The organism is Kocuria rosea, assembly GCF_023715525.1.
Taxonomy (GTDB): Bacteria; Actinomycetota; Actinomycetes; order Actinomycetales; family Micrococcaceae; genus Kocuria; species Kocuria rosea_A.
On the sequence record NZ_JAMBOG010000009.1, the window covers coordinates 146,612 to 158,923 of the forward strand.

The following is a 12,312-nucleotide window of genomic DNA, read 5'->3' on the forward strand; positions in this document are numbered from 1 at the left end:
TCTCATGCGGCTGCCCCCCACCCACCGCGAGCCGATGGCCTTCGTCCTCGGCGTCCTCGCCGTGCTGGCCGCGGTCGTGCTCGCGACCCCCAGCGGCGCCACGCAGGCCAAGTGGGCGGACCAGCAGGCCGCCGCCGCACCGGCCATGTCGCTGGGACGGATCGGCCTCGGGGTCGCCCCCGCGGGATCCACGGCGACGCTGACGAACACCTCGGACTTCGGCGTCGGGTACCGGCCCGTCCAGGTCTCCCTGCTCGACCGCTCGGGCAGGCCGATGAGCCCGCCGAGCGGCATGACGTTCGAGTACCGCACGGGCACGGGCTGCACCACGGCAGGCGTCCCCGCACGGTGGGCCACCACCTCCGGAGGGCAGGGCCCGGTGGCGGTCGGTGATCCCGCGGCCCCGCTCCGGCGCGGCGGCTCCACCGGGATCTGCCTCGCGGTGTCGACGAACGCCGCCGCCGAGGAGGCGCTGCGCCCCCTGGACGGACAGCGGCTGCAGGTGGTGACCACCGTGGAAGCCGTTCCCGCCGGCGGCGGGTCGTGGGCCGATCGCCGCACCTGGGCGATGGACTACGTCGTGGACGCCCCGCCGGCGCAGGTCACGGGGAAGGTGGTCCCGGGCACGTGCACCGCGAGCGGCGATGCGGTGAGCCTGAAGTGGGACTGGACCGGCACCGCTGCCGTGGACCGCTGGGAGATCTGGATCCGGCCCCTGGACGGCACCGAGACCCCCGCCGTCGTCGGCCTGCCGGCCGCCGCGCGCAGCGTCCAGCTGACGGTGGACAGGTTCCCGAAGACGGCTGCCGGCGCGCGGTCCTACGACGTGGTGGTCCGCGCCTTCCCGGCGGGGTCGTCCGCCTCCGTCGACAGCGCCCCGGTCCGCGGGTTCAAGGTCCCCGGCAACAGCAACAAAGTCCAGTGCGAGTGAGGGCACCGATGACCACCCTGATCCGCCGGACCGCCCGGCTCCTGCTCGTCGCCCTGCTGACCGCGGTCTCCGCGCTGCTGGCCGCGATCGTCGTCGTCCCGCTGCTGGCCGGGTGGGTGCCGCTGACCGTGCTCTCCGGCTCCATGGAACCGACCGTCCCGACCGGCAGCCAGGTCGTCGTCGAACCCCTGGACGGCGAGGACGACGCCGCCCGGCTGGGCGTGGGCGACGTCGTGACCTTCATGCCCCGGCCCGACGACGCGACCCTGGTCACCCACCGGATCGTCCAGGTCGCCTACGACGGCGAGGGGAAGCCGGCCTTCACGACCCAGGGGGACGCCAACGCCGACCCGGACGAGGGCGAGGTCACCGCCGTGCAGCTGCGGGGCCTCGTGAAGTACCACGTGCCGTACGCGGGCTGGGCCGCGACCCTCCTGGACCAGGAGCAGAAGCGGGGCGGGATCGTGCTGGCAGCCGCGGCCCTGTCCGGCTACGCGCTGTGGCAGGCGGTGGGCGCGCTGCGCGACGGCCGTGCGCGCCGGACGTCACGGCCCGCCGCCGAGAACGCCGGACCGGCCCCTCCCGTTGACACCGTCCCCGCTACCCGATAAGCACGGGCCATGGACGGAACACCGCTCAAGCCCCTGCCCGAGAACTGGAACCGCGCCCTGGTGGTCGTCGCCCACCCGGACGACATGGAGTTCGGCGCCGCCGCGGCCGTGGCCCGCTGGACGGGGCAGGGCAAGGAGGTCGTCTACTGCCTCGTCACCAGCGGCGAGGCCGGGATCGACGGGATGGACCCGGAACGCGCCGGCCCGCTGCGGGAGGAGGAGCAGCGGGAGTCGTGCCGGGTCGTGGGCGTGGACCGGGTGGAGTTCCTGCGCCTGCCGGACGGTGTCCTGGAGTACGGCGTGGCGCTGCGGCGGCGGATCGCCGAGGTCGTCCGCCGGCAGCGCCCCGATGTGGTGATCACCAACAACTTCCGCGACACCTGGGACGACGCCACGAACCTGAACCAGGCCGACCACATCGCGGTGGGCCGCGCCACCCTGGACGCCGCGCGCGACGCCGGCAACCGGTGGATCTACCCGGAGCAGCTGGTGGACGGCTTGGCCCCGTGGCCCGGGGTGGTCGCGGTGTGGGCCGCGGCCTCCCCGGGCTCCCGGCACGCCGTGGACGTCACGGACACGTTCGACGCCGGCGTGGCCTCCCTGCGCGCGCACCAGGCCTACCTGGAGGGCCTGGGGTGGGCCGACTTCGACCCGGACGCCTTCCTGCGGGGCAACGCCCGCGCCGTGGGCGAACGGGCCGGGGTCGAGCTCGCGAGCTCCTTCGAGGTCCTGCCCCTGCGGTGGGGCGGCACCGACGACTGACCCGGCCGGGTCAGGAGGCGGGCCGCGGCTCCCGCAGGACCACCAGGGCCAGGACGACGGCGGCCACGACGAGCGCCGCCACGAACCCGACCGCACCGCCCCAGCCCGAGCGGGTGTAGAAGACGCCGCCGGCCGAGCCGAGCACCGAGGACCCCGCGTAGTAGAAGAGGGTGTAGAGCGAGGACGCCTGCGCCGTGCCCGTTCGCGAGCGCACCGGCACCCACCCGGAGGCCACGGCGTGCGCCGCGAAGAACCCGGCGGTGAACAGCAGCAGCCCCGCGACCACCACGGGGATCGACGGGACGAGCGTACCGAGCAGGCCCGCGAGCATGAGCGTGCCGCTGCCGGCCAGGACCACGCGCCGGCCCCGGGCGGCGGCGGCGCGCCCGGCCGTCCCCGAGGACCAGGTACCCGAGAGATAGGCGAGGAACAGCAGGCTCACCACGGTCTGGGACACCCCGAACGGCTCCTCGCCGAGGTGGAAGCCGAGGTAGTTGTAGATCGCCACGAACCCGCCCATGAGCAGGAACCCCTGCAGGTAGAGCACGACCAGGCCGGCGTCCGCGAGGTTCGCGCGCAGCCGCCCGAGCAGCCCGCCCGGTCCGGTGAGCCGGACGCTCTGGCGCACGAACCCGCGCTGGCGCGGGGCGAGGAGGACGAAGCCCACGGCGGCGAGCGCGGCGAGCACGCTCACGGTGATGGTCCCGGTCCGCCAGCCGAGGGCGTCGCCGACGGGCGCGGCGACGATGCGCCCGGCCAGCCCGCCCAGGCTCGTGCCCGCCACGTAGGTGCCGGCGGCGACGGCGGAGTGCCGGCTGTCGACCTCCTCCGCGAGGTAGGCCATCGCGACGGCGGGGATCCCGCCCAGGGCCGCGCCCTCCACGAAGCGCAGGACGACGACGGCCTCGAAGCCCGGGGCCAGCGGCATCGCCAGCCCCAGCACCGTGGCGGCGGCGACGGCCACGACCATGGTCCGCAGCCGGCCCCAGCGGTCGGAGACCACCGACCACGGCAGGACGGCCACGGCCAGCCCGAGCGTCGCGGCGGAGACCCCCAGCGACGCCTGCGCGGCGTCCAGGCCCAGGTCCGCCGCCATCAGGGGCAGCACGCCCTGCACGGAGTAGAGCTGGGCGAACGTGGCCACCCCGGCGCACAGCAGCGCCAGCAGGACGCGGCGGTAGCCCGCGCTGCCCCGCTCGTAGCCCTCCCAGCCACCGGGCGGGACCGGCTCAGCCACGGCGCGCGGCGCGCGGCCCCGAGGCCCCGGAGCGCAGCCCGGCCACGGTCCACAGCGCCAGGAGCAGGAACAGGGCGAGGTAGGGCAGGGTCGCCACGACGTCGAGCACGGGCCCGGGCACGCCCGCGGGACCCAGCCACGCGTCCCAGCGGATGGGCCCCACGTAGAGGCCCACGGCGGTGACCCCGCCGAGCACGAGGGCGGCCGTGCGCGCGCCGCCCCGGAGGAACGCGGGCCACGCCTCGACCCACAGCGCCGTGAGGACGACCGGCCACCACACGTGGTGGTGGGACCACGTCACCGGGGACATGTACATCATGACGAGGGCGTTGACGGCCACGATCGACAGGGTCATCCCGCGGGCCGCGAGCACCCGGATCAGCAGCGCCACGCCCACGACCATCGCCAGGATCAGCGCCCAGCGCAGCACGGGCTCGGCCCCGGCGGGCACGCCCAGGTGCAGGAGCACGCCCTGCAGCGAGACGTTGTCGATGTACGCGGTGTTGCCGACCCGCTCGTCGCTGACCACGGCGTCCGTCCAGAACACGACCGCGTCCCGGGGCAGCGCCAGGAACCCGACCAGCACGGTCGCGGCGAAGGTGAGGCCCATCGTGAGGATCGGCCTGAGCTCCTTGCGCATGAGGAACACGAGCCCGAACGCCAGCGGGGTCAGCTTGATCCCGGCCGCCAGCCCGATCCAGAACCCGCGCGGGAGCCGGCCCAGCAGGGTGTCGTCGCGGGTGCGCAGGAGGTCGTAGGCCACGAGGGCCAGCAGGAGGGCGTTGATCTGCCCGAGCCCGGCGTTGCGCATCCACGGCCCCGACCACAGCAGCACCGCCGTGCCCGCCGCGACGGCGGTCGCCGGGCCCAGCAGGGCCTGTAGCGGCAGCGGCCGGCCCCGCTGGGCGGCGTAGCGCAGCAGGGACCGGGACAGGACGGCGGCGATCCCGATCGTGGCGAGCACCAGCGCGAGCTCGGTCAGCCACTCCGGCAGGTAGGCGAGCGGGACGAACAGCAGGGCGGCGAACGGCGGGTAGGTGAACGGCAGGCCCCCGTCGTCGTGCAGGCTCAGGCCGGGGCCGTAGAGCTCGTCGGCGAAGCCGTGGCGGTCCACGACGGCCATGCCGCCGAGCCGGTAGACGTCGAGGTCGATGCTACCGTCGAGGGCCAGCCACAGGGAGCGGACCACCGCGGCGGCCAGGAGCAGCCAGGCGAGGGCGGCCGGCGCCGCGGCGCGCGCCGGGCGGCCGGCGCGGATCGGTGCGGACGTGGACGGAACGGTCACCGGGGCCTCAGTTCTTGAAGGAGTGGACGGGGGCGGGGATCCGGCCACCGCGGGCGACGAACGCGGCGTTGCCGAAGCCGTTGACGGGCAGGACGGGGGCCCGGCCGAGCAGGCCGCCGAACTCCACGGTCTCCCCCACCCCCAGCCCCACGGCGGGGATCACCCGCACCGCGGTGGTCTTGGAGTTCATCACCCCGATCGCGGCCTCGTCCGCGATCATCGCGGACAGCGTCGACGCCGGGGTGTCGCCGGGCACGGCCACCATGTCGAGGCCCACCGAGCAGATCGCCGTCATGGCCTCGAGCTTGTCGAGGGAGATCGCGCCGAGCTGCACGGCCTCGATCATCCCGATGTCCTCGGAGACCGGGATGAAGGACCCGGACAGCCCGCCCACGTGGCTGCAGGCCATCAGCCCGCCCTTCTTCACGGCGTCGTTGAGCACCGCGAGCGCCGCCGTCGTCCCGTGCGCGCCCACGCGCTCCAGGCCCATCTCCTCGAGGATCCGGGCCACGGAGTCGCCCACCTCGGCGGTGGGCGCGAGCGCCAGGTCCACGATGCCGAACGGCACCCCGAGCCGTTCGGCGGCGAGCGCGCCGACGAGCTGGCCGGCGCGGGTGATCTTGAACGCCGCCTTCTTCACGGTCTCGGCGACGACGTCCATGGGGGCGCCCCGCACCTCCTGGAGGGCGCGCTTGACCACCCCGGGCCCGGAGATGCCCACGTGGATCTCCACGTCGGGCTCCGCCACCCCGTGGAAGGCCCCCGCCATGAACGGGTTGTCGGAGACCGCGTTGGCGAACACCACGAGCTTGGCGCAGCCGAAGCCGTGCCGGTCGGCGGTGAGGTCCGCGGTCTCCCGGACCACCTCCCCCATCCGCGCGATCGCGTCCATGTTGATCCCCGCCCGAGTCGAGGCGACGTCCACGGACGCGCAGACCGTCTCCGTGGTGGCCAGGGCCTCGGGGATCGAGTCGATCAGGGTGCGCTCGCCCGGCGTCGCCCCCTTCGAGACGAGGGCGGAGAAGCCGCCGATGAAGTTCACGCCCACGGCGGCGGCCGCGGCGTCGAGGGTGCGGGCGAACGCGACGTGGTCCGCGTCCGCGCTGGCACCGGCCACGAGGCTGATCGGGGTCACCGACAGGCGCTTGTTGATGATGGGGATGCCGAGCTCGGCCTCGATCCCGTCGGCGACCTCCACGAGCCGGGCGGCGTGGCGGACGATCTTGTCGTAGATCCTCCGCCGGGCCCGTTCGCCATCGGAGTCGGCGCAGTCGAGCAGGGAGATGCCCATGGTGACGGTGCGGATGTCGAGCTTCTCCTCCTCGATCATCCGGAGGGTCTCGAGAATGTTGTCGGTGCGGTCCACGGGGGTCTCTCCGGTTCGGGAACGAGCGGGCGGCGTCCGGTCAGATGGTGTGCATGGCCTTGAAGATCTCCTCCGACTGCAGCTGGATGCTCAGCCGTTCCTGCTGCTCGACCTCCCGCATCGCCTCCCGCACCTGCTGGATGCTGTGCTCGGAGCGGCTGAGGTCGCACAGCAGGATCGCGGTGAAGTACTCGTCCATGAGCGTCTGGGAGACGTCGAGGATGTTGACGCCCAGCTGGGCGAGCTTGGTGGTGACGGCGGCGAAGATCCCGACGTGGTCGAGACCGGTCACGGTCATGATGGCGCGCATGGCAGGGCTCCTCGGACGGTCGGCGGGGTCGGTCCCTACTCTAAGCCCGGGCCCGGGTCCCCGGCTCCCGTGGGACCCCCGTCGACGGCGGCCGCCTCAGGCCGCACCGGCCCCCTGGTCCGCGCCGGCGCGGGTCTGCTCGAGGGCGTCGGCCAGCACGGCGCGGAGGTCGCCGCCGCGCCGGTGGGCCTCGCGCTGGCGCCGGGCGCCGGAGCCGTCGCGCAGGACGTCGGTGAGCACGGCCTCGACCGCCGGCTCCTCCCCGTACTCGGCGAGCACCGGGCGCACCAGCTCGAGCAGCTCGGTGACGACGTCCCCGGCCGGCACGGGGGTACCGGTGCGCGGGCTGACCAGCTGCCCCTCGACGCCCGAGCGGCTGGCCTCCCACATCCAGGCGCGCAGCAGCGTGGTCCGCACGGGCAGCGGCGGCACCCCGGCACGCCACTCGCGCGCGGCCGTCTCGACCAGCGCCCGGACCAGGGCGGCGAGCACGGCGGCGTGCTCGGCGCGCAGGCACACGTCGGCGACCCGCACCTCCACGGTGGGGTGGTTGCGGGAGAGCCGGGCGTCGAAGTAGAGCTGGGCGGCGTCCAGCGGCACGCCCGAGGCCAGCAGCTCCTCCACGTAGCGGTCGTAGGCCTCGGCCGAGCCGAGGACGTCGTTGGGCCCGGCCGAGGGCCACCGGCTCCACGCCTGGTAGCGGTAGCTGCTGTAGCCGGAGTCGGCGCCCTGCCAGAAGGGCGAGTTGCTGCTGAGCGCGAGCAGGGCGGGCAGCCACACCCGGATCCGGTCGAGGACGGCGACGCCCTCCTCCCGGGACTCCACGGCCACGTGCACGTGGAAGCCGTTGGTGAGCTGCTCCCGGGCCGTGAGCCCGAACCGGTCGACGAGCTGCAGGCAGCGCGGCGCGGGCACCACGTGCGGCGGCGCCGTCGAGGGGGCGGTCGGCAGGGCGACGGCGCGGCCGCCGACCCGGGCGGCGACGACGTCGGCCAGCGCGCGGCCCTGCCGGATGGTCTCGAGCTGCTCGGCGAGGGTGGTGCGCGGCGGGCCGATGATCTCCAGCTGCTCCTGCTGCAGCTCGGAGGCGACGCGGTGGCCTCCCGCCGGGGACTCGCCGGCCTGCTCGTGCAGGTCCACGGCCCACTCCCCCGCCGGCAGCGGATCGAGCGTCACCGCGTCCACCAGCAGCAGCTCTTCCTCGACCCCGAACGTCCGCACCGAACCTCTTTCCCACGCGTTTGCTAAGCAGTCTTACCGACATGCGCAGAGAACGATATCACCGCCGCGCCGCACGCCGGCACGCCGCCCCCGCCACCGACCTTCAGGGTGCCCTGCCGAGATGACCGCGGCCTGAACAGCCGGGGCACGCCGGACGAAGAACCCCGGGACCGGGGCACGGGGACCGGAGCCCGTGCGTCACCGTCCGCGGGCGTGGGCCAGGCGGAGGATCCGGTCGGGACGGTAGCCGGACCAGTGCTCCGTGGCGGTCTCCACCACCGGGACCTGCTGGTGGCCCAGCTCCCGGACGTGGGCGAGGGCGCCGTCGTCGGCCGTCACGTCGACCAGGCGGAACGCGATGCCCCTGCGCTCGAGCGCCCTGACCGTCGCCCCGCACTGCACGCACGCCGGCTTGGTGTAGACCGTGACCGCCGCGGCCCCTGCCGGGCCGGTGGGTGCTAGCCCTTCCGCCACTCGTCGCTCGTGAGGTGGGAGCCGGCCTGCGGGCCCATCTGCACCATGCCGCCGTCGACCACCCAGGACGCACCGGTGACGTACGCGGAGGCCGGGGAGGCGAGGAACGCGATGACCGAGGCGATCTCACGGGCGTCCCCGGGCCGGCCCAGCGGGACGCCGGGACGCCGTGTGCGCCGCGGGTTCTCGTCCTCCTGCCCCGTCATGGGGGTGGCGATCTCGCCCGGGGCCACGGAGTTCGCGGTGATCCCGTGCTCGCCGAGCTCCAGCGCGATCGTCTTCACCAGTCCGCCGAGCCCGTGCTTGGCGGCGTCGTAGGCGCTCGAGCCCACGCGCGGCAGGTGCTCGTGGACGCTCGTGACGGCGATGAGCCGCCCGCCCCGGCCCGCGGCCACCATGTGCCGGGCGGCGGCCTGGAGGCACACGAACGCGCCGTCGAGGTCCGTGGCGAGGACCTTGCGCCAGGTCTGCAGGGGGGTGTCCAGGAACGGGACGTTCGCCCCCGTCCCGGAGTTGGCGACGAACACGTCGAGCCCGCCGAGCTGCTCGGCGAGGGAGTCGACGACGGCGCCCGCCCCCTCCAGGTCCGTGGTGTCCAGCCGCGCGACCACGGCCGTGCGGTCGTAGGTGCGCACCTCCTCCGCCGTCTGCTGGGCTCCGGCCTCGTCCTGGTGCCACGTGATGCCCACGTCCATGCCGGCCGCGGCGAGGGCGACCGCCGTCGCGCGCCCGATGCCGGAGTCCGAGCCCGTCACGATGGCCGTTCGAGGGGTGAAGTCCATGGTCGCGCCTTCCTGTCGTCGGAGGGACCGGCCCGGCGGCGGGCACGGCCCGGGATCATCAGCCTACGTCCGGTCGCGGCCCGAGGCACAGGGTCCGCGGCACAGGGGCAGGGGGACCGGGAGGTGACGCCGGCGGAGCATTGCGGCGCGCCCGGAAGGGGAGGATCCTGGTGAGCACCGCGCTGTCGAGGAGGCAGTCATGAGCCAGCAGCACCCGTCGGACAACAGCTCGTGGGACCGCTCCGGCGCGAGCACCCCCAAGGCGCGGCGCCACGAGCTCGTCGCAGCGGAGAAGCAGCAGTTCGGGGGCATGAAGCCCGGCTCGGCGTTCTTCGGCTGGCTGACGGCCACCGGCATGGCGGTGCTGCTCACGGCCCTGCTGGGTGCCGTGGGCGCCGGGCTGGGGGTGGCCACGACCACCGACACCGGGCAGATCGCCGAGCAGGTGGCCCAGGACGCGCCCACCGTGGGGGTCGTCAGCGGGATCGTGCTGGCCCTGGTCCTGTTCCTGGCCTACTTCTGCGGGGGCTACGTGGCCGGGCGCATGGCCCGCTTCGACGGCGTGAAGCAGGGCATCGCCGTGTGGCTGTGGGCGATCGTCATCGCGCTCGTCCTGGCGCTCGTGGCCGCGGTGGCCGGTGACCGGTTCAACGTCCTGCGGGACCTCAACAGCTTCCCGCGGATCCCGATCGGCGAGGGGCGGCTGACCACCGGGGGCCTCGTCGCCCTGGTCGCCGCCGTGTTGATCCCCCTGCTCGGCGCGGTGCTCGGCGGCATCGCCGGGATGCGCTTCCACCGGCGGGTGGACCAGGTCGCCGCCGACCACCGGGCCGGGCTGACGAGCTAGAACTCCAGGACCAGGCGGCCCCGCACACCGCCGGCCTCGAGCCGGCGGTGGACCTCGGCCGCCTCCGCCGCCGGGTGCACGCCGGCCACCCGCAGGGTGAGGACCCCGTCCTCGACGTACCGGCGCAGCAGCTCGAGCTTGTCCCCGGAGTGGTACTCCCGGGGCGCGCTGATCCGGTGGACCGTGATGCCGCGGCCGGGATCGCCCGTCCAGTGCCGCACGGTCGCGAAGCCCCCGCCGTCCCGCACGGCCGGGGCCGCCTTCTCGTCGAGCACGGCGGCGTCCACGACCGCGTCCACCCCGTGGGGGAAGAACTCGCGGATCCGCTCGGCGACGTCGTCCCCGCGGGCGACCACGTGGTCGGCCCCGAGGCTGTCGACGAGCTCGAGGTCCCCCTCCGCGGCGTCGGCCACGACGGTCAGGCCCTGGTGCTTGGCGAGCTCCACCACGTAGTTGCCGAGCACGCCGGCCGCGCCCGTCACGGCCAGGACCTGCTCGGGCTGCAGGTCCAGGACCTCGAGGATCTGCAGGGCGGTCAGCCCGTTCATCGGCAGGGTGGCGGCGGCGGCGAAGTCCGCGCCGGCGGGGATGCGGGCGATCGAGTCGTCGGGGGCCACCAGGTACTCGGCGTAGGCCCCGCCGCGCTCCCCGCGGGGCAGGGCGATCGCCATGACGGCGTCGCCGGGGTGCCAGACGCTGCCCTGGCCGGCCTCGTCGACGATGCCGGCGGCGTCCATGCCGGGGACGTACGGCGGCCGCAGCCCGCCCATCGGCTGACGGCCGGCGCGCAGCATCGTGTCCGTGGGGCTCACGGCCGCCGCCCTGACCCGGATCCGCACCTCCCCCGGACCCGGGTGCGGGTCCGGCACCTCGTGGACGGTGAGGACCTCCGGTCCTCCGAACTCCTCGACTCCCATGACCAGCATGTCCGTTCCAACCGGGCCGGCGGCCACCGCATTCCGGCCCCGTCCCGCCGCCGCTCCGACACGCACAAGTGGGGCGCGTCACATCGTTGCACCAGCACTGCCGGGCGGACCATCCTGGGGGCGAGCCCGACCGCACCACGAGGGACCTGCCATGACGACGACCGCCTTCATCACGCTTCCCGTCTCCGACCTGGAACGGTCCAAGCGGTTCTACACCGGTCTCGGCTGGTCCCTCCACCCGGTGTTCAGCGACGCCGGCGCCGTCCTGATCAGCGACACCGTCCACGTCATGGTCCTCAGCGAGGACCGCCACCACCACCTCGTGGGCCCGGAGCGCCCCGGCAGCGGGGCCGGCTCCTCCGTGGTCAGCGCCCTCGGCGTGGACCGCCCCGAGCAGGTCGACGCCATCGTCGACAAGGCCCTCGCCGCCGGGGCCACCGAGGTCGACGCCCAGGACTACGGGTTCCTGCGCTCGCGCTCGTTCCGGGACCCGGACGGCCACCTGTGGGAGATCCTGTGGGTGGAGCCGGCGACGACGCCGGACCGCCCGGCGCCGCGCTCGGCCGCCGCCCCGACGACCGGACCCGGATGCTGACCCGGGCGCGGGGCCCCGCACCCGGGTTCCGGCGGGACCCGTGGGAGCACCGCGACCGGACGAGGAGGAGATGGGCATGGCCGCACGACGAGTCGTCGTCCTGGGCGCCACCGGCACGATGGGCCGCCGCGTGACGGAGCAGCTGCGCTCCCGCGGCCACGAGGTGACCGGGGCAGCTCGCAGCACCGGCGTCGACGCCTGTGCCAGCACGGGGCTGCGTGCGGCCCTCGAGGGGGCCGACACGGTCGTCGACTGCCTCAACCGCCCGGCCCTGCGCCGGCGCCCGGCGGTCGGCTTCTTCACCGCCTCGGCCCGCAACGTCGCCGCGGCCGCCCGGGAGGCGCAGGTGGGCCACGTCGTGTGCCTGTCGATCGTCAACGCGGGCGACCCCGCGGTGTCCCGGGCCGTGGGCTACTACGCGGGCAAGGCCGCGCAGGCCGCCGCCTACGCGGCCTCGGGCCTGCCCGTGACGTTGGCCGCCACGACCCAGTGGTTCGAGCTCACGCGGCAGCTGCTGGACCAGTTGCGGATCGGCCGGGTCGCGGGGGTGCCGAGGATGCCCGTCCAGCCGGTGGCCGCCGTCTCCGCGGCGCGGTTCCTGTGCGACGTCGTCGAGGCCGGCCCGCTGGACCGGGTCCAGCTGGCCGGGCCGCAGGCCATGGACATGGCCGAGGCCTGCCGCCGGGTCGCGGCCGCCCTCGCGCCGGGCACCGTGGTCGTCCCCCTGCCGCAGCCCCTGCCCATCCTGCGGCACGGCGGGCTCCTGCCGCGGGGATCGGTCCGCAGGGACGACGTGACGCTGGAGCAGTGGCTGCAGGACGAGATGGCCCGCGTCGGCTCGGCGGGGGCGGGTCAGTAGGGTTGCTGGTCGGGGTCGATCTGGTCGATCCAGGCGAGGATCCCGCCCTGCAGGTGGGTGACGTCGCGGTGGCCGTGGCCGGTGAGCAGCCGCAGGGCGGTCTCGG

The 12,312-nt window shown here is 74.9% G+C and carries 14 protein-coding genes; 6 read left to right on the top strand and 8 right to left on the bottom strand.

Annotation, left to right across the window (positions count from 1 at the left end):
• The first annotated feature begins 4 nt into the window (after window positions 1-4).
• The 3 genes from M3185_RS08715 to M3185_RS08725 are packed head-to-tail and all read left to right on the top strand — an operon-like array spanning window position 5 to window position 2,304.
• Window positions 5-931, top strand: coding sequence for a hypothetical protein (locus M3185_RS08715; protein ID WP_251333273.1), 927 nt, complete (start codon window positions 5-7; stop codon window positions 929-931).
• 8 nt (window positions 932-939) lie between these two features.
• Complete coding sequence (locus tag M3185_RS08720) at window positions 940-1,542, top strand: signal peptidase I (RefSeq protein ID WP_251333274.1); 603 nt, start codon at window positions 940-942, stop codon at window positions 1,540-1,542.
• Window positions 1,543-1,551: 9 nt separating this feature from the next.
• Window positions 1,552-2,304, top strand: a complete 753-nt coding sequence (locus M3185_RS08725) for a PIG-L deacetylase family protein (RefSeq protein ID WP_251333275.1) — start codon at window positions 1,552-1,554, stop codon at window positions 2,302-2,304.
• Between the two features lie 10 nt (window positions 2,305-2,314).
• Here M3185_RS08725 and M3185_RS08730 read toward each other — a convergent pair whose 3' ends face one another.
• The 7 genes from M3185_RS08730 to M3185_RS08760 all read right to left on the bottom strand — a co-directional run bounded on the left by M3185_RS08730 (window position 2,315) and on the right by M3185_RS08760 (window position 8,979).
• A complete protein-coding gene (locus M3185_RS08730) occupies window positions 2,315-3,541 on the bottom strand; it encodes an MFS transporter (protein ID WP_251333276.1) in 1,227 nt (408 codons plus the stop codon).
• Window positions 3,534-4,826, bottom strand: a complete 1,293-nt coding sequence (locus M3185_RS08735; protein WP_251333277.1) for a glycosyltransferase 87 family protein — start codon at window positions 4,824-4,826, stop codon at window positions 3,534-3,536. The genes M3185_RS08730 and M3185_RS08735 overlap by 8 nt, the downstream gene beginning before the upstream one ends.
• 7 nt (window positions 4,827-4,833) lie before the next feature.
• Window positions 4,834-6,192: a PFL family protein gene (locus M3185_RS08740; RefSeq protein WP_251333278.1), complete on the bottom strand. Its 1,359-nt coding sequence runs from the start codon at window positions 6,190-6,192 to the stop codon at window positions 4,834-4,836.
• Between the two features lie 40 nt (window positions 6,193-6,232).
• Window positions 6,233-6,502 carry an ACT domain-containing protein gene (locus tag M3185_RS08745; RefSeq protein ID WP_251333279.1) on the bottom strand — a complete coding sequence of 90 codons (270 nt, stop codon included), beginning with the start codon at window positions 6,500-6,502 and terminating at the stop codon, window positions 6,233-6,235.
• Window positions 6,503-6,598: 96 nt separating this feature from the next.
• Window positions 6,599-7,723, bottom strand: coding sequence for a glutamate--cysteine ligase (locus M3185_RS08750; protein ID WP_251333280.1), 1,125 nt, complete (start codon window positions 7,721-7,723; stop codon window positions 6,599-6,601).
• 198 nt (window positions 7,724-7,921) lie between these two features.
• Window positions 7,922-8,197: a glutaredoxin-like protein NrdH gene (gene nrdH / locus M3185_RS08755; protein ID WP_251333281.1), complete on the bottom strand. Its 276-nt coding sequence runs from the start codon at window positions 8,195-8,197 to the stop codon at window positions 7,922-7,924.
• Complete coding sequence (locus M3185_RS08760; RefSeq protein WP_251333282.1) at window positions 8,182-8,979, bottom strand: SDR family oxidoreductase; 798 nt, start codon at window positions 8,977-8,979, stop codon at window positions 8,182-8,184. Before M3185_RS08760 ends, nrdH begins: the two co-directional genes overlap by 16 nt.
• A gap of 199 nt (window positions 8,980-9,178) precedes the next feature.
• Between M3185_RS08760 and M3185_RS08765 the strand changes: the two genes are divergently transcribed.
• Complete coding sequence (locus tag M3185_RS08765; protein WP_251333283.1) at window positions 9,179-9,826, top strand: hypothetical protein; 648 nt, start codon at window positions 9,179-9,181, stop codon at window positions 9,824-9,826.
• Here the strand turns inward: M3185_RS08765 and M3185_RS08770 are convergent.
• On the bottom strand, window positions 9,823-10,752 hold the full coding sequence (locus M3185_RS08770) for an NADP-dependent oxidoreductase (protein ID WP_251333284.1): 930 nt from the start codon (window positions 10,750-10,752) through the stop codon (window positions 9,823-9,825). The genes M3185_RS08765 and M3185_RS08770 overlap by 4 nt on opposite strands.
• A 151-nt stretch (window positions 10,753-10,903) precedes the next feature.
• On the opposite strand from M3185_RS08770, the gene M3185_RS08775 reads away from it, so the two are divergent.
• Window positions 10,904-11,347 carry a VOC family protein gene (locus tag M3185_RS08775; RefSeq protein ID WP_251333285.1) on the top strand — a complete coding sequence of 148 codons (444 nt, stop codon included), beginning with the start codon at window positions 10,904-10,906 and terminating at the stop codon, window positions 11,345-11,347.
• A 76-nt stretch (window positions 11,348-11,423) separates the two neighbouring features.
• On the top strand, window positions 11,424-12,206 hold the full coding sequence (locus M3185_RS08780) for an SDR family oxidoreductase (protein WP_251333286.1): 783 nt from the start codon (window positions 11,424-11,426) through the stop codon (window positions 12,204-12,206).
• Window positions 12,207-12,312 lie beyond the last annotated feature (106 nt).